We start from the raw sequence: 18,104 nt of genomic DNA, 5'->3' as shown, positions 1-18,104 counted from the left end.
GATTTCTTACATCGTGCACCGAGCATCTGACACTTATCCAACAACAATCAATTTAAAAACAAACATCATGAAACAATTAGCAGTATTATGTGCAATCGCCCTAATTTGGGGATGCAAAGAACAAAAGCCCGCTGAGCCCAGTATAGCGGAAACGATGAAAACCTACACCATCGAACAAATGATGGATAATGAAGCTATTGGAGGCGGTAGTTTTTCTCCGGACAAATCAAAAATGCTGATTTCAAGCAATAGGTCAGGTATATATAACATGTATACCGTTCCAACTGCAGGAGGAGAAATGATGCCTGTCACCCAATCGGATAGTTCTTCGGTATTCGGAATCTCTTATTTTCCAAAAGACGAGCGGATGCTTTTTCGTATGGATGGTAATGGCGATGAAATCTATCACATCTATTTACGAGATACCGATGGAAGCCATAAAGATTTAACTCCGGATGAAGGAAAAAGAGCCAGCTTTTACGGATGGACGGATGACAAAAAGAGTTTTTATTATACTTCTAATAAGCGGGATGAGCGTTTCACAGACCTTTATGAAATGGATTTAGAAACCTTCACTCCAAAAATGCTATATCAAAATGATGATGGCTATTTCCTAGGAGGTCTTTCAGAAGACAAAAAGTATTTACCGCTCATAAAGCCCATAAATACAAATGATTCCGATTTATTCCTCTACGGAATGGAGGACAAATCATTGACCAAAATCAATACCAATCAAAGTGGGAATAGTCCCGAAGATTTTTCTCCTGATGGAAAATCAATGTATTACACTTCCGATGATGGCAATGAATTTTCGCAATTAATGAAATACAATATTGCAGATAAAACCAGTGAAAAAGTGATGACGAAAAGTTGGGATATTATGGGGTCGTATTTTACCGAAAATGGAACCTACCAGGTTACCTACATAAACGAAGATGCTAAAAACACAATCGAGGTTATGGATGTAGCTTCGGGTGAAAATATCGACTTGCCCTCTTTTGATGGAATGGCCATTACCAACGTAGGTTTCTCAGATGATGAAAAATGGATGCGCTTTTATGCAGGAGGCTCTCACACGCCTTCAAACTTGTATGTATACAATCTAGAATCTAAAGAGCAAACCAAATTGACTGATGTTTTGAATGACGATATACAAGCACAGGATATGGTGCGAGCGGAGGTAGTTCGTTACAAATCGTTTGATGGTTTGGAGATTCCGGCTATTTATTACCTACCACATCAGGCATCAGCCGAGACTAAAGTTCCGGCAATGGTTTGGGTACATGGTGGTCCTGGGGGGCAATCCCGTCAGGGTTTTAATTCATTTCTCCAATATATGGTGAATCATGGTTATGCCGTATTGGCCGTAAATAATAGAGGAAGCAGTGGCTATGGAAAAACATTCTACAAAATGGATGACCTTAACCACGGAGACAAAGATTTGAAGGACTGCGTTGCTGGTAAAGATTGGCTAGCTACTCAGCCAGAAATTGATGCCGAAAAAATCGGAATTATCGGTGGTTCGTATGGTGGCTATATGACTATGGCAGCTCTAACCTTTACTCCCGAAGAATTTGATGTAGGTGTGAACCTTTTCGGTGTTACCAACTGGATTCGTACCCTACGTAGCATTCCACCATGGTGGGAAGCGCAAAAAGAAGCTTTGTACCTAGAACTGGGTGACCCGAACAGTGCCGACTCTGTGCGTCTTCGAGAAATTTCACCTCTATTTCATACTGATAAAGTCACCAAACCTTTAATCGTACTACAAGGTGCAAAAGACCCAAGAGTCCTTCAGGTAGAATCAGATGAGATTGTTGCTGGGGTCCGTAAAAATGGTGTCCCAGTAGAATATGTATTGTTCGAAGATGAAGGCCACGGATTCGTGAAAAAAGAAAATCAAATCAAGGCTTATAGCGAAGCACTTAAATTTTTAGATGTCCATTTAAAAGGAGATAAAGGTATTCCAATTGAAGATGGGGATTCTATGATAAAAGAAACAGATATTTAAATTTTAACTTTACTGTCTCCTCGAGCGCAGCGGAGTGGTTTTAACAAACTCCTTGCTTAATTAGGTCTCGACTGCGCTCGACCAGACAACAACTGCATTTTTTAATGAAAAAAACACTTTTACTACTTCCCCTACTTTTTACCATTTCAACTTTTGCCCAAGAAATAGGCGATGACAAATGGGGTTCATGGCATATGTATTTCGGCACGAATAAAGTTTCTGAAAAGCTTAGCATTCATACAGAGGCGCAATTGCGATATTATGAAAACGGCAAAAATTTCAATCAGTTACTGTTGCGAACGGGATTGAATTATCATATCAATCCTAACGCAATTGCTACATTCGGTTATGGTTATATCTCCACCGACCCAACTTTCGAAGATTTCAGGGCATTCGGTGATATTCTATTGGACGACAGTAAGATTTCTGAACACCGCATATTTGAACAGTTCATTTTAAAAAATACGGTCGGCCAGTTTAAATTTGAACATCGCTACCGACTAGAACAACGTTTCATTAATGATAAAGACTTTGGTGATAAAGACACGCAACATCGTGCACGTTATAGGCTGCAGGTAACATTGCCCTTAACCGATATTTTCTTTTTGAATTTATATGATGAAATTTTTCTGAATTTACAAGATAATGTCTACGGTCAAAATCGTTTATATGGGGCCCTAGGTGTAAATGTTACCGAAAACCTTAGTGTGCAAGCGGGCTATTTAAAAAATCATTTCCCAACCGCAAATTTTGATCGTTTACAGATAGGAGTTTTCTATAATCCCGACTTACGGAAAAAGAAAAAAGAGTAAATCAGTAGGCAGTGGCAGTTGGCAAGGTGTTCAATGGCTTCCGTCAACTAATAAATAGCATCTTAAGATGAATTTACAAAAAGTAACATTCCAGAATAAAGAAGGGCAGAACTTAGTGGGAAGGTTAGAACTTCCTGTAAATCAACACCCTCATAACTACGCCATATTTGCGCATTGCTTTACCTGCAATAAGAATTTATCCGCAGTAAAGAATATTGGAAAAGCCTTGACATCAAAGGGTTTTGGAGTCCTACGTTTTGATTTTACAGGACTCGGAGAAAGTGAAGGTGATTTTGAAGACACTAACTTTTCAGGCAACGTAGAAGATTTAATTGCTGCAGCTGATTATCTCGAAGAAAACCATCAAGCCCCTAGCCTTTTGGTTGGCCATTCTTTAGGAGGTGCTGCCGTTATTTTTGCAGCATCCGAAATTCAATCGGTGAAGGCTGTTGCCACTATTGGAGCTCCTTCGAATCCGAATCATGTGCAACATCTGCTACGAAGCGGAATAGAGGAAATTAAGTCTACCGGCAAAGCAGTTGTGAATTTAAGTGGCCGCGATTTCACCATCAAAAAACAGTTTTTAGATGATTTGGAATCTAAATCACTTCCAGAAACTGCTCAAAATCTTAGAAAAGCAGTGTTGGTGATGCATTCACCTCAAGACGCTACTGTGGGAATTAAAAATGCAGAAGAAATCTATATTGCTGCCCGTCATCCGAAGAGCTTTGTTTCTTTAAATGGTGCAGACCATTTGCTAATGAATAAAAAAGATTCGATATATGCTGGAGAAGTTATTGCGGGATGGGCGCAACGCTATGTAGAGATTCCTGATGAGTCTAATTTAAAAACAAAACATCAGGTAGTTGCAAGTTTAGATGCCGAAGACGGATTTACTACCGCAATGAAGGTGGGTAACCATTACATCACCGCTGACGAGCCTATTTCATTTGGAGGGAATGATTTCGGTCCTTCTCCTTACGAGTTTGTTTCTGCAGGTTTATCCGCTTGTACGGCGATGACAGTTCAAATGTACGTAAGACGAAAAGGATGGTCGTTAGAAAATATAGAAGTACATACTTCCTATTCAAAGTCACATGCAGAAGATTGTGAAAACTGCGAGGAAGATGCGGCAAAAATTGACACCTTCCACCGAGAGATAAAACTTATTGGTGATTTGGACGAAAAACAAATCACCCGTATCTTACAAATTGCAGATAAATGTCCAGTGCATAAAACGCTTCATAGCGAAACACAAGTAATCACCAAATTGATTCAATAGTGCAAAGTGAACCTTTTGAAATCTCTGTTACCGGAAGTTTTTATTCACTCTTACTTCCTGAAGATATAATTCGTCCTTTTCTAGAGAAAAAATTGAAACGAGTTAAAGTCAAAGCAACTTTCGAAGGCAAAGAGCTAAACTTTCATGGTGCAATTCAAAAGAGAAATGGGCTACATTATATGATGTTTGGTAAGCGCTATCAGAAAGAATTAGGTATTTTTCCTAATGATTATTTTCAGATACAATTCTTTGAAGATAATAGTAAATATGGAGTTGAAATGCCAGAAGAGCTCGATGCGGTTTTGCTAAGCGACTATGAGGCATTTCAGATTTTCGAAGCGCTCACAGCAGGAAAAAAAAGAGGAATTATTTATATGATAGCTAGATATAAAAATTCTCAAACCAGAATTGATAAATCTTTACTAATTTGTGAGAATCTTAAACGAGGAATAAAAGAAAATAAGTACCTTTTAAAACCTTAAGAGATTAAGAAAGAATAATTCGATTAACACCAGAAACCATTTTAATCAAATACTATACTATGAAAAAAAGTATCACCCTAGCCTTATTCATGCTACTAAACCTAGGATTCGTTTTTGCTCAAGAAGACACGAGCATTACGCCAAACCAAGCGATTCTTGAAGGTGACATTCCTTACAATCCTGATGTAAAAATAGGAAAATTGAGCAATGGCCTTACCTACTACATTCAGAATAATGGCAAACCAGAAGACAAGGTAGAACTTAGGTTAGTTGTAAATGCTGGTTCTATCATGGAGACGGATAGACAGTTAGGCCTAGCTCATTTCATGGAGCATATGAACTTTAATGGTACTAAAAATTTTGAAAAAAATGACTTGGTGGATTATCTGCAAAGTATTGGTGTGAAATTCGGTGCTGATTTAAATGCATATACTAGTTTTGATGAGACCGTTTATATACTTCCCATACCAAGTGATGATCCTGAAAAACTTGAAAAAGGGTTTCAGATTATTGAAGATTGGGCACATAACACCACCCTGTCTGAAGAAGCTATTGATGGTGAACGTGGTGTAGTTCTTGAAGAATTACGGTTAAGACTAGGGGCGAATGAAAGAATGTTCAGAGTTACTTTGCCTAAGATCATGTACGGTTCTAAATATGCGGAGAGGCTTCCGATTGGGACAAAGGAAAATCTAGAAAATTTTTCATACGATGATGTGCGAGATTATTATAACAAATGGTACCGCCCAGATTTAATGGCAGTTGTAGCCGTAGGTGATTTGGATGTTGAGACTATGGAACAAAAAATTAAAGATCATTTTTCCAATATTGCCAAACCTAAAGAACCATCGGGACGTGAAGCATATGAATTGCCAAACCATGAAGAGACATTCGTGGCAATTGCTTCAGATGAAGAAGCCGCTTTTACCCAAGTTCAAGTTCTTTATAAGGATCAATTTGAGGCACCAAAAGTTAAGAGTATTGGTGATTATCGCGAACTAGTAGTTAAAAATCTATTTTCTACTCTGATCAATAACCGTATCGCAGAATTAGGTAACGGACCGGAGCCACCATTTGTCTTTGCGTCTAGCTATTACGGTGGTACTTACGCGCGAACTAAAAATGCCTATCAATCCTTTGCCGTTACTAGCCCAGAAGGACAACTTGATGGACTTAAATCCATCCTTGAGGAAAATGAACGTGTAAAACGATATGGATTCAAAGAAGGAGAATTTGATCGTGCAAAAAAGACTCTGCTCGCCAATTTAGAAAAGAAATATAATGATCGTGATAAAAGAGAAAGTGAGCGCATCGTAGGAGAGTTTATCGATAATTACCTTGAGCAAAGCCCTATGCCAGGTCTTGCATGGGAATACGAAACGACAAAGAGTCTTCTACCAAACATACAACTTACAGAAGTTGGAGAGTTGATTAACGCTTTTTTACATGATGACAATCGAGTAATTGTATTAACCGGCGCCAAAAAAGAAGGCTTAAAAGAGGTTACCGAAGATGAAGTTAAAACCCTTTTGGCATCTGTTCAAAGTTCAGATCTTGCTGATTACAAAGATGAAGCTGTACGCAATACTCTCATTGAAAAACTACCACCTGCTGGTAAAATAGCTTCTACTAAGAGGAATGAATCACTTGATGTAACCACTATGACATTGAGCAACGGAGCTACGGTAACCTATAAAAAGACAGACTTTAAAAATGATGAAGTGCTTTTTAGAGCCTATAGTCCAGGTGGTTCTAGCTTATATTCAGATGCTGATTACAGGGCTACAACCTTTGCAAATAATGGGCTGTCAGAAGCTGGTATCGGTGGATTATCACTAAATGACCTTGACAAATTCATGAGCGGAAAGATTGCACGAGTATCACCTTCCATCGGAAGGTTTAGCGAAAATTTTAGAGGTTCGGCCGCGCCAAAAGACTTAGAGACTTTATTTCAGATGGTACATCTGTACTTTACAGAATTAAACAAAGACCCTGAAGCGTATCAGTCTTTCTTAACAAAAGAAAAAAGCTTTTTGGGTAATTTAATGGCGAATCCGCAATTTTATTTTCAAGATCAATTGGGGCAAATTAGAAACGAAGGCAACCCCAGGTTCATGGGTTTTCCAACAATTGAAAAGTTAGATGCCTCTGATTATGATTTAGCCTATGAAAAATATCAAGAGCGTTTTGCTGACGCTGGAGATTTTCACTATTATTTAGTTGGTAATCTTGATGACAAGCAGGTAGCTATGCTTGCAGAGAAATACTTAGCATCATTGCCGGGTACCGGCAGCAAAGAAAACTATGTACCCACAAAATTTAGACAAAAGGATGTTTATCAAAAACATGTGATTAATCGCGGAAAAGATCCCAAAAGCAATGTGTCTATATCATGGGAAGAAGAGATACCACATGATGCTAAAACCGAGTTAGCGGTAAAAGCCTTAGGTGAGGTTTTGACCATTAAATTGGTAGAAAAATTACGAGAAGAAGAAGGTGGAGTTTACGGCGTAGGTGCTCGTGGTAGCTTAAATAAAATATCATTCTCTAGTCTTTCTTTTTCAATCTCCTTTCCTTGTGGACCTGAGAATGTTGAAAAATTAATTGCTGCGGCCTTAGCGGAGGTAGAAAAAATTAAAGTTGATGGTGTAACGGTTGAAGATATGGCCAAAGTAAAAGAAACGTATCTGGTTCAGAGAAAAGAAGCTATAAAAACTAACAAGTTTTGGATAGATAATTTATTAACTGCAGATCAAGAAAATAAAGATGTAAATTCCATTTTGAAATTTGAAGAAAGCCTCAATGCCTTAAGCCGTGAGGACCTTCAAGAAGTTGCAAAAAAGTATTTAGATAAAAACTATTTCTTAGGTGTTTTAATGCCCGAAACAGAGTAAAAATTAGGAGTTGGTTAAATGTCTGGTTTGAAATCAAGACATATATTATGTACCTTTTAACCATAAATAACTAAATCATTTAAAACACGTAGAGATGAGAACAATAAAATTAGCCGCAATGGGTCTTTTAATAGTAGCCTCATACAATTGTAAGCAGTTTAAACAGGGAATGGAAGATGGAAAAAAAGCTGCCCAAGAAGAGGCTGCTGAAGCCGCTAAAGAAATGAAAGAGGAGATAGCGGAAATTGAAACCATCAAATTTAAAATGGAGCCCAAAAGTGAAAGCACAGTAACTGGCGATGTTACTTTCACAGAAGAAGGTGGCAAAGTAACAATGATGGCTGTTTTAACAGGACTTACCCCCGGAGAACATGCTATTCACATTCATGATAAGGCCGATTGTTCGTCTGCAGACGGAAAATCTACAGGTGGACACTGGAACCCCACAAACACGCCACATGGTAAATGGGGAGCAGAAGAAGGCTATCACAAAGGTGATATTGGAAACTTTACTGCAGATGCTGATGGTAATGCAACGATAGAATTTTCTACCAATGAATGGTGTATCGGTTGCGATGATGACACGAAAAACATTGTTGGAAAAGGGGTAATCGTTCACCAAGGAGTAGATGATTTTACTTCACAACCCAGTGGTGCCGCTGGAGCCCGTGTAAGTTGTACGGGAATTATTCAGTAATCAAAAATTTAAAATTATAAAAAGACCGCTATAGCAAGCGGTCTTTTTCGATTCTATACTTTCGCTCTATAAACACTTGGCGAACTTCCCACCTGCCGCTTAAAATATTTTACAAAATAGGAAGCATCATCAAATCCGAGCCGAAATGCGATTTCACTTATCTGTAAAGTGGTGAATTTTAATAAACGTTTTGCCTCCAAAACAATGCGCTCCGCAATAAGCTGTTTTGGTGATTTATTCACAAAGCTTTTCGTGATGGTAGCGAGTGTTTTAGAAGAGATGTTTAAGGCTTCCGAATAGCTTTGTACGGAAACATTTTTAGCATAATTCTCCTCAAGCAAATCTTTGAACTTGTAAAATTGAAACTCATACTGACTCGTAAGCTCAATGCTCTTTTCCGTATCTTTTCTATGGATACGCTCCAGCGTAATCAAAAAGGATTTTAACAGATACCGGACAACATCTTCGGAACCAAACTGATCTCGTTTAGCTAATTCTTCCCGTATCAAATCCACATAAGACAAGCCAACAGTTGCAATTTTATTATCAATTGGATAACAGGGATTTTGAGGGGAATTAAACAAGTTATACTTTAAGAAGATATCAACATCGGAATGCATGAAAAAGTTCTCATTAAAATGAATGAGCCAACCGTTAACTTCAAGGTTCGCATCGAAGGCATGCACTTGATCTTTGTTTACAAATAATACGGTATTCTTTTTAATCTCGAAGCATTTGAAATCCACCGTATGGGTTCCGCCCGCTTGAAAAAACCAAATAATTTGATAGTAACTATGGGAGTGTGGCACTGCAGCTTTAGTACCACTATTTTTTCGATAAGCATTTAAATCATACACCTCAAATTGCAGCTTTTCAGGATGCGCCTTATGTAAATGATATTGTTCTATTTTCTGCTTCGGATGTTTCATAAACGATTCTGGAAGGGTAGTCGTAATTATTCTGTTTTCTCACAAACTTTCTGGGCGGCCAAAATTCCACTATAAATAGCGCCATCCATATAACCGCCATAAAGCGGTGAAGTTTCTGCACCGGAAAATACCAAGCGATTGTTCATATAGCTTTGCGCAAAAACAGGATTCCCATAAGATGGACTCATATACACCGATTTAATCGTCTCGCAAGAGGTATTCCAGTCTTGCGACCAGTCCTTTTCTTCGTAGGTTAAATAATCCCCTATCTCTTCGCCTAGGTATTTGATGAGATACTCCAGAATACGTTGTTTTCTATCTTCAGCGCTAAGATCACGTAAACCTTCATTTAAAAAACCCATTAAAGCATAGGTGTTTTCTTCAACGTTGTTATGATCGTAGAGTTCCGTAACTGCTCCTACTTGTCCGATTACGGTACCTGAAAAGTTTTTTTCGCGCCAAAAAGGGGTTTTAAAAGTCATACCGACTTTCATGGCATTGCTCATCCAAGTATGGGTACTATCCATTGCTCTTGTTACTACTTCCGACAGTTCTGGTTTGAATTCAATACGTGTTGCGATTTTGGATGGTATGGTGACAATTATTTTTTCCGAAGTAAAAACACCTTTATCCGTTTGAACTGCTATTTTATTTCCTATTTCAGAAATTCCGGAAACAACGGTTTCCAAATGGATTCTATCTAGTACAGGTTCTGCCAAGGCCTGAATCATTGCCGAAGAATTTCCAGAGATACGATAGGCCGATGGCGCATTCGGGTCGCTCTCAAAATAGTGCTCGGGTGCCATGGTGCTGTAAACCAAAACACTTTTCCCCTTGCTGTATTGATGGAATTTATCAACCTGAAGTTCATCCAACAAATTCAACACATTTTGATGATGGTTTTGAAACCAAGTGGCTCCCAAATCTATACCATCGTTGGTCAGAATACGGCCTCCTAGCCTATTTCGCGATTCAAGAATAACGAAATCAGTCTCGCCTGCTTTTTCCAATTGGTAGGCAGATGTGAGTCCAGATAAACCTGCTCCAACGATGATATATTTTGAGAAATTTTCAGTCATATTCTTTTAGCAATGGTCGTAAAAATACAGATTCTCGGTTGGAATTAATTCCTTCCTGACATTACACCTCCATCGGTATCCCAAATCGCTCCGGTTACCCATGATGCTTGGTCGGAAAGTAAGAAGGAAATCGTATTGGCTATATCTTCAGGTTTTCCGTATCTGCCGATGGGGTGAAAAGCGTGAAAACCTTGTAAGGCTTCATGCGCTTCTTCCTTCCCACCAAAAACACTATCATAAACCGGAGTTTCAACCACAGCAGGAGATACTGCATTTACACGAATTTTGTGATCTGCCAATTCCATGGCTAAATGCTGCGTTAGCGAATGTAAACCTGCTTTTTGCATAGAATATGCAGAAGAAGGTGTCGCTTTCACTGCCTGTTTCGCCCACATAGACCCTACATTTACGATCGAACCACCGTCAGTTGCAGCCATTTTTTTGGAGGCAGTCTGTGTGATAAAAAAGAAACCTCTATTTAAGTTCATATACGAATCATAATCGGCAACGCTATGGTCCAAGAAAGGTTTAGGACCAAAAATTCCTGATGCATTTACCAAGTAATCTAAATTATCCCAACCGTTGATAGTGTTATTCAAAGCTTCCATTTCGCCGCTATTGGTAATATCAACCTTATGTGTAGTTAAATTACCAGAAGCCTCATTCTTGAAAACTTCTAACTTTCCACTGTTCGTTCCAACAACGTGTACTTCAATACCTTCCTTTAAAAGTTTCTCTGCAGTTGCCTTACCAATACCACTACTTCCGCCTATAATCAATGCTCTTTTGCTCATAATATTTTTTTTAATTATTCGAGCAGCAAAAGTATTTTGATTTGCCAACCAATTGTAGTTCAAAAAAGAGAATGAATGGTAAATTTCGGAAAGCCATCTTATAAATCAATGCTCTGTAATCACAAAAAAGGTATTTTAGTGGGACATGAAAGACCCCAAATTAATAAAAAACCTTCAGCTCGGCATATCAGCAGCAGTAGTGTTCATTGCAAGTTTTGTTTATGGTGGAAATCCCAGTAAGTTCCTACCATACATCTTTGGTTTTGAAGTTCAAGACTTAGAGTTAAAGAATATTTTTCGAGCGATAATGGGGCTTTATATTGCCTTTGGAATTTACTGGATTATCGGAATACAAAATCCAAAGCACTGGCAAGGTGCGACCATATCTAACATTATATTTATGGGAGGTTTGACAATTGGAAGACTTGTGAGTACTATTCTCGATGGTGTTTCAATACAATACTCAATTGGTATGATTTTAGAAGCTCTTTTCTTCCTTTGGGGATATTACAATCTCAGAAAATATGGTCAGGTGAAAACCTATTAAAGGTCTTTGACTTTTACAGATTGAAAAATTTTATCTGCACTTACTTTGGATAACGGTTTATCAAAATACCCACGAACGAGAGGATGTTTTTTGGCAAGATCTCGATCTTTACTTTTTGCAAATGCTGAAATAATATAGACGTTTACTTTACCCTCCCAACCGACTAGTTTTTCAATTTCTCTTAAAAATTCCCAACCGTCCATTTCGGGCATCACCAAGTCTAGAAGAATAACTTGAGGTATTGCTTTATTTTTTTTTACACATTCCTTAAAGGTATTCAGACTATCGGTGGCTTTGTCGAAACTCTTTACCTTGGCCACGCTTTTGGCTTGACGAATACAATATTCCGTCGCAAATTGTGACACAAGATCATCATCTATTATCCAAACTATAGGAGCCATCCAAAGTTGCTTTTTAAAAGATCACAAGGTACAGAATGTTCATTCGAAATGCCAATGAAAGTGAATTCCATATCTTTAGAATTCCTAAAATTTATCATCATTGACAGAAAAGTAGATCATATTGTATATGTTGTTTCCGACTTGCGAGAAGCCATTCAAAAATTTAAACAAAAATTGGGTGTCCAGCCAGTTTTCGGGGGTTACCACAAAAACTTCGGCACAAAAAACGCTTTGATCAATCTCAATAATCAGACATATCTTGAATTGTTGGCTGCAGATAATTTGAATACAGCGGTTACATCACCTAGGTGGATGGGTATTGACCTTCTATCAAAAAATCAAATTACCCGCTGGGCAATTAAATCAGACACGCTTGAAAAAGATAGTATAGTCTTAAAAACATACAATTCTGAAATGGGTGAAATCAAAGAAGGCTCACGAAATACTGCAGACGGTTCTTTGTTGAAATGGAAATTAATCATGCCGCTACCAAAGCCTGAAGTGGAAATAATACCTTTCTTTCTTGATTGGAGTAATACCCAAAAACATCCTTCTCAAATACTACCGAATATGGGTTGTGAATTGGTAGAGTTATGCGCTACTCATCCGAATCCTTTATTATTTGAAGGCATTCTTAAAAACCTAGATGTATCTATTAAAATAGGCCTATCCGAAGAAGTAAGTATAAAAGGGATTATCAAGTGCCCAAAAGGTTTTGTCGAAATTTAGTCATTCCTCATACGCATAACTTTTATCAATATTCGAGGTGTAACTTCTTTTCAATTGGTAAATTTGTGGACCACGATGTTTCTAACTGACTAAAATGCAAAAACTCTTTTCGCAAAAGAAAGCTGTTATAAGCTTCTTTATCATCTTGGGCATCGCTTCGGTTTTTTTATTATTCAACCTAAAATTCTCTTTTGATTTTAGCCAATTTTTTCCCGAAGGGGATGAAGATTTGGCCTTCTATCAAGATTTTATCAAAGACTTCGGCACTGATGACAATTTCCTTTTAGTTGCCGTTGAGAATGAGGAAACTGTGTTTAGTAAAGATTTTCTGAACCGATTTCACAAACTATCAAGAGAGGCAAAAGAGCTTCCTTACGTAACTGAAAATCAATCGTTAACAACATTATTTTATCCTATAAAATCCCCATTGGGATATACAAGAATACCCGTCATCCGAAGAAATGATACCCTGAAGTATGAGGCAGACTGGAAAAAAATTAAAGAGGATGATTTATTTATAAATTCCCTAATTGATGAGAAAGGTAAATCTCTTGTGCTTGCTCTTGAAACAGAAGACAGTTTAAATTATGAACAGTGCTCAGAGCTATTGACTGAAGTACGAGCAAGACTTGATGCCGAGGGTTTTACAAACTATCATTTGCTCGGTAGAGCATTTTTTTATGAAGCATTGATCGATATGCAAAAGAGAGAATTGATGGTGACAACCATTGCCTCATCGCTTTTGATTTTTTTGATTTTGTTTTTAGTATATCGAAGAATAACGATAATTGCCTTAACTCTTTCTTCCATTTTCCTTGCCCTATTAATTTTTATGGGCTTACTTTCTTTGTTGGGTATTGAGCTTACCGTTCTAGCTGCCTTCTACCCTATTCTGCTACTTATTGTAGGTACTTCAGATGTCATTCATATTATGGATGATTATCTAAACAAGCTCAAAAAAGGCATAGAGGAAGAGACAGCCATGCGATTGACCTTGAAGGAAGTTGGGGTTTCTACTTTACTAACATCGGTAACTACGGCGATTGGTTTTGCGTCTCTGTTGACCTCTAAATCTACTAGCGTTAGTGGATTTGGACTGAATGCGTCAATAGGAGTTCTTACAACTTTTGTAACTATTATTTTCTTTACCTGTGCCTTACTCTTACTGATTGATAAAAAACACCTATTACCTAAAAAACAAGATTCCCAAATCTGGTCTAAAAGTTTAGTTGCCACGAATTCGTTTACAAAATCTTATCCTAGAAGTATTTTGTTGGGTAGTCTAATTTTTGGCGTGTTTTGCATCTTCGGAATGACCAAAATCAATACGAACTATCAAATTAAAAATAGCTTTCCTGTAAACAGTGATATTGCCAATGACTTTGAGTTTTTTCAAAAGAACTATGCCGGTTTCAGACCCTTAGAAATAGCAATAACAACCAAAGGAGATCATAAAATTACAGATTTCGCTATTGCTCAGGAGATAGAAAAAGTAGTAGAAAAAATGAAGTCTTTTCCAGAAATTCGAAATGTACAATCCGTAAATATGCTTTTCAAAGGACTGAACAAAGCTAATAATTTGAATAAGTCGGATTTCTTTGTACTCCCAGAAACAGAAGTAAAATTTGAGTCTTATAAGGCAGAAGCTAAGAAATTGGCAAGAAAGCAACTTGAAAAATTTGTGAATACTAAAGAAACTAAATCACGAATTTCTTCAAAAGTACTTGACGTGGGTTTAGATAGTATTACTAGGGTTTATAATGATTTAAAAACATTTTTACGCACTGAAATAGATAGTTCTATGGTTCAATTCCGATTAACAGGAACGGGAATACTTTTAGACAAAAACTCTTTTTACGTACGTGAAAGTTTGGTCAACGGGTTGTTGATGGGCGCTCTTCTTGTAGCGCTTATCATGGCCTTACTTTTTAGAGATTTAAAGCTTTTGTTGATCTCTTTACTCCCGAATGTTTTGCCTCTGCTATTCGCAGCCGGATTATTAGGCTATTTAGGTATTCCGTTAGAAGCAACCATTTCAGTTGTGTTTGCTATCGTATTCGGTATTGCTGTAGATGACACCATACACTTCTTAGGCCGGTATAAAGTCAGTAGAAACAATGGGCTTACCAAAGAAGAGGCATTAACGGTTACCTTCAACGAAACTGGTAGAGCTCTTGTGATTACGACGCTATCGCTATTTTTTGGATTTATGGTATTGCTATTTTCAATACATGCACCTAGTGTGACGATAGGCCTTTTGGTAAGTGTCACCTTATTAGCTGCCCTCGTATTAGATCTTTTATTATTGCCCGTACTAATTCGGAAACTACTTTAAAAGTAGTTCCGAATTAGAAAAGCCAACTCAAATAAATTACTGAGAATACTACTTTTTAGATTTCAAACTTCGCTGTAACTGTTTTTTAGCAGCAAAAATTCTGAAGAAAAAAAATAGCATAACTGAAATCCATAGGAAGAATAAAAAATACTCCATAATCGCGGGGGTTTTGGGACAATTTTGGTTAAATTAAATATGTACTCTGTAACACTTGGGGCATTGCAGAATGCTAAAAATAGCATATAAACATACATAACATACTATGAATTTCCTACAGAAAAATAGGATATATTGCCTTTTTATAAGAAACCCCGGCAAATATCCGATGAACTGCATCTGAAGACCTATGCCAACCTCAAAAAAGTAATGGTTTTTCCCGATTTTTAAGGATTTAGTAGACAATGCTCATCTTGCGAAAATTCAATAATATTAGTCCTAACAAGGCATTTTACCCTATTTTTGAGCTTCTGAAGAACCTAACCTATGAACCCATCAGCATCAGGCTGGATTAATAAATTTGGAGAGATCGTAAGTAACGATACTACTACCTACAACAACTTTCAAGATATCTATGGGGAATTAAAAAAAATAGGATTTGTATATGGAGTTAATATTAAAATTCCGAGATATATTTCCACTGAACACACTCTTTCAGAAGACGAAAAAGCAAAAATCAATCTCCTTGCCGCTTTATACAAAACCTATTCGTTAGAATACACGGATTCAGATTTTGATGCCTTTTTAGATAAAATCTTTCAATTCTATAAGGATTTAGAACTGGATGAGATTTCGTTTTTTAATAAAATTCTTACGGGAAGCAAAACCTCAGCACAGCTCGAGAAACTAATTGATTCAAGAGTTTACCTTGCAGATAATGTTATCAGTAAGACCTTCAATAGTATCATTACGAATTCGCTATTGTTTATTGATGTATTGACCTTCAAGCGCTATTTACTGCGAAAGGAAGGTATTCAAAAGCATGCTCAAAACATTGAGTACATTGCTATTAATGTTACCTATCACGCCTTAAGCTCTAAAGAGAAAAACGAGAATGACGAACGACTGGCCCAACTATTCGAAGCATCTTTGACCTTTATTGACCCCGATAAGGAGCGTTTCGATGGTTCTTACAGGGAAAAACTCCTTGATAATTTTTCTCCTTGGGAGAATCAATATTTCCTTGATATGGCCTGCCTAACGGTTTGGGAAGATAAATCTTTGGAATACCAAGAATCAGAATTCATCTTCGGCATTGGTAAAGACCTCGGTTTCGAACAAAAAGAAATTAATCGTTCCTTAGAAGAAATTACCGCTTTCTTTGAGCGTAATGGAGAGACTATTCCCTTTCTGAAGAATCAAAACCTTGCGGTACAGTTCTATGATAGTATGTCAAAAATTGTAAACAAACTTATTCTAAGAAATAGCAAACGTTTGCAAAAAGAACTTCATGAAAGTAAAGAATTAGTAACTCTTATTTCTAAAGCGACCCTCCAAGATTTGAGTGCTGAGGAAAAAAAGAAAGTGCAGAATCAGTTGATTGATATTTTTAAAACTATTCCGTCATTAGCAATTTTCATGCTTCCTGGGGGAGCCGTTTTGCTACCTATTTTTATCAAGTTAATTCCGAAATTATTGCCTTCTTCTTTTGATGATAACAGAATAGATTAACAGCTTAAAATCAATTGAAAAAATAGCCTTATAAAGTGTAATTTCAAATGCTTTTTAGTAACTTTAAAAAACAGTTTTTTTTTCTCAAAAAACACTGTTTTGTTACTAAAAAGTCATTATAAGAAAAATCTATCATTATATTTAAATAATTATTAATCAGTAATTTACAATTATCTACTCCAACCATAACTTGAAGTCACGGACTCTTTCCCTACTCACAATAATTTCTTGCTCCGAAAAATGATTTAGCTTGATTTGAAGACGTGAATTTGTATAAGAAATAATGTCTTTGATATGATTGATATTGACGTAGAATTTTCTACTGACCCGGAAGAAAATTTTAGGTTCTAATTCCCCTTCCAAATTTTCTAAAGTGGTGTCTAATAAATAATTTCTCCCATCAGAAGTTGCCGCATAGGTTCCTTTATTTTCACTATAAAAGCATTCCACTTCATCCGCATTTATAATTTTCAGGTGCTGCCCTACTTTAACTGTAAATCGTTTTTTGTATTCACGCTCTAGCGGATTCACCAACAACTTTTTAATGTCCTCAAAATCCAATGCCAATTTTTGAGGTTCCGGTTTTAGGGACTTATATTTTTTCACAGCAACTTCTAAATCTTCATCATCAATGGGTTTTAATAAATAATCAATGCTATTCAACTTGAAAGCTTGAAGCGCATATTCGTCAAAGGCTGTGGTAAATATAATTGCACTACGAACTTCTATGGTCTCAAAAATCTCGAATGATAGTCCGTCAGAGAGTTGAATATCCAAGAAAATCAAATCAGGGTGCTCATTATTTTGAAACCAGTTGATAGATTCCTCAACGGAATGTAGCATTACCGATACTTGCACATCCAGTTCTTCCAAAAGTCTCGAAAGTCGTCTAGCCGCTGGTTTTTCGTCTTCTATAATAATTACGTTCATAGGTAAAATTATGTTTTATTAACTCACTTCTTTTAGCTCAATCAGTTCTTTTTCTTTTTTGAGTTTTCTTTTTATCAATATACTGCCCATCGTACATACTAGTCCACTACCAGCCCCAACTACCCACATCATATATTGTAGGGGTAAGAACCTAACCCCAACTTCAGCAACGAAAGCGGCATAAAGTCCAACAATACTCCAGCTCATTACCTCTATATGCTGCAAGTACCAGTTCTTTACTTTATTTCGAAAAAGTATGGGATACATGCCCCCGAACAAGGCAAACAAACTTACCAAAATCATTACATGAAAAATTCCGAAGCCACCAAACAAATGATAAATCCCAAAGCCGGTAAAGTTCATTGCCAACATGGCCACAACATACACATATCCAACACGAACATGCAATCTATTTCCTTTAGTAGTGAGTAAAACAAAAGTACCCGTAAGCAATGCTACAGTGGCACATATGGTGTGTATCAGTCCAATAGTACTGTGTATCATACTGCTTTAA

General features: G+C 37.1%; 16 protein-coding genes. 10 read left to right on the top strand and 6 right to left on the bottom strand.

What is annotated here, in order from left to right:
• The first annotated feature begins 67 nt into the window (after positions 1 to 67).
• From ACKWCD_RS01080 to ACKWCD_RS01055, 6 genes are all read left to right on the top strand, one after another.
• On the top strand, positions 68 to 2,011 hold the full coding sequence (locus tag ACKWCD_RS01080) for a S9 family peptidase (RefSeq protein ID WP_413982071.1): 1,944 nt from the start codon (positions 68 to 70) through the stop codon (positions 2,009 to 2,011).
• Between the two features lie 104 nt (positions 2,012 to 2,115).
• A complete protein-coding gene (locus ACKWCD_RS01075; protein WP_413982070.1) occupies positions 2,116 to 2,823 on the top strand; it encodes a DUF2490 domain-containing protein in 708 nt (235 codons plus the stop codon).
• Positions 2,824 to 2,890: 67 nt separating this feature from the next.
• Positions 2,891 to 4,105 (top strand): bifunctional alpha/beta hydrolase/OsmC family protein, encoded by a 1,215-nt coding sequence (locus tag ACKWCD_RS01070; RefSeq protein ID WP_413982069.1) that lies wholly within the window; start codon positions 2,891 to 2,893, stop codon positions 4,103 to 4,105.
• Positions 4,105 to 4,587, top strand: coding sequence for a YdeI/OmpD-associated family protein (locus ACKWCD_RS01065; protein WP_413982068.1), 483 nt, complete (start codon positions 4,105 to 4,107; stop codon positions 4,585 to 4,587). Before ACKWCD_RS01070 ends, ACKWCD_RS01065 begins: the two co-directional genes overlap by 1 nt.
• Before the next feature lie 59 nt (positions 4,588 to 4,646).
• Positions 4,647 to 7,481 (top strand): M16 family metallopeptidase, encoded by a 2,835-nt coding sequence (locus ACKWCD_RS01060; protein WP_413982067.1) that lies wholly within the window; start codon positions 4,647 to 4,649, stop codon positions 7,479 to 7,481.
• Between the two features lie 94 nt (positions 7,482 to 7,575).
• Entirely contained in the window at positions 7,576 to 8,178 is a 603-nt protein-coding gene (locus ACKWCD_RS01055; RefSeq protein ID WP_413982066.1) for a superoxide dismutase family protein, read from the top strand.
• A 53-nt stretch (positions 8,179 to 8,231) separates the two neighbouring features.
• Here ACKWCD_RS01055 and ACKWCD_RS01050 read toward each other — a convergent pair whose 3' ends face one another.
• The 3 genes from ACKWCD_RS01050 to ACKWCD_RS01040 are packed head-to-tail and all read right to left on the bottom strand — an operon-like array spanning position 8,232 to position 10,980.
• Positions 8,232 to 9,107, bottom strand: coding sequence for a helix-turn-helix domain-containing protein (locus ACKWCD_RS01050; protein WP_413982065.1), 876 nt, complete (start codon positions 9,105 to 9,107; stop codon positions 8,232 to 8,234).
• Between the two features lie 26 nt (positions 9,108 to 9,133).
• Positions 9,134 to 10,186, bottom strand: coding sequence for a flavin monoamine oxidase family protein (locus tag ACKWCD_RS01045; RefSeq protein ID WP_413982064.1), 1,053 nt, complete (start codon positions 10,184 to 10,186; stop codon positions 9,134 to 9,136).
• Positions 10,187 to 10,230: 44 nt separating this feature from the next.
• Positions 10,231 to 10,980 (bottom strand): SDR family NAD(P)-dependent oxidoreductase, encoded by a 750-nt coding sequence (locus ACKWCD_RS01040; RefSeq protein WP_413982063.1) that lies wholly within the window; start codon positions 10,978 to 10,980, stop codon positions 10,231 to 10,233.
• A gap of 145 nt (positions 10,981 to 11,125) precedes the next feature.
• Here ACKWCD_RS01040 and ACKWCD_RS01035 point away from each other — a divergent pair, with 145 nt between their 5' ends.
• Entirely contained in the window at positions 11,126 to 11,527 is a 402-nt protein-coding gene (locus tag ACKWCD_RS01035; RefSeq protein WP_413982062.1) for a DUF4345 domain-containing protein, read from the top strand.
• On the opposite strand, the gene ACKWCD_RS01030 is transcribed toward ACKWCD_RS01035, so the two are convergent.
• Positions 11,524 to 11,928, bottom strand: a complete 405-nt coding sequence (locus tag ACKWCD_RS01030; protein ID WP_413982061.1) for a response regulator — start codon at positions 11,926 to 11,928, stop codon at positions 11,524 to 11,526. The two genes, ACKWCD_RS01035 and ACKWCD_RS01030, sit on opposite strands and share 4 nt — an antisense overlap.
• Positions 11,929 to 11,988: 60 nt before the next feature.
• Here ACKWCD_RS01030 and ACKWCD_RS01025 point away from each other — a divergent pair, with 60 nt between their 5' ends.
• The 3 genes from ACKWCD_RS01025 (at position 11,989) to ACKWCD_RS01015 (ending at position 16,660) form a co-directional block, all read left to right on the top strand.
• The gene (locus ACKWCD_RS01025) at positions 11,989 to 12,657 is read left to right on the top strand and encodes a VOC family protein (protein WP_413982060.1); all 669 of its coding nucleotides are present in this window, start codon (positions 11,989 to 11,991) and stop codon (positions 12,655 to 12,657) included.
• A gap of 94 nt (positions 12,658 to 12,751) precedes the next feature.
• Entirely contained in the window at positions 12,752 to 14,992 is a 2,241-nt protein-coding gene (locus ACKWCD_RS01020; RefSeq protein ID WP_413982059.1) for an efflux RND transporter permease subunit, read from the top strand.
• 483 nt (positions 14,993 to 15,475) lie between these two features.
• A complete protein-coding gene (locus tag ACKWCD_RS01015) occupies positions 15,476 to 16,660 on the top strand; it encodes an LETM1-related biofilm-associated protein (RefSeq protein ID WP_413982058.1) in 1,185 nt (394 codons plus the stop codon).
• Between the two features lie 174 nt (positions 16,661 to 16,834).
• Here ACKWCD_RS01015 and ACKWCD_RS01010 read toward each other — a convergent pair whose 3' ends face one another.
• Complete coding sequence (locus tag ACKWCD_RS01010) at positions 16,835 to 17,590, bottom strand: LytR/AlgR family response regulator transcription factor (RefSeq protein WP_413982057.1); 756 nt, start codon at positions 17,588 to 17,590, stop codon at positions 16,835 to 16,837.
• Between the two features lie 18 nt (positions 17,591 to 17,608).
• A complete protein-coding gene (locus ACKWCD_RS01005) occupies positions 17,609 to 18,094 on the bottom strand; it encodes a DUF2306 domain-containing protein (protein ID WP_413982056.1) in 486 nt (161 codons plus the stop codon).
• Between the last annotated feature and the right edge of the window lie 10 nt (positions 18,095 to 18,104).

Source organism: Maribacter taeanensis (assembly GCF_047345145.1).
Classification (GTDB): Bacteria; Bacteroidota; Bacteroidia; order Flavobacteriales; family Flavobacteriaceae; genus Maribacter_C.
Note: the sequence above shows the minus strand (reverse complement) of the source record. Positions and strands in the feature narration are given on the sequence as shown.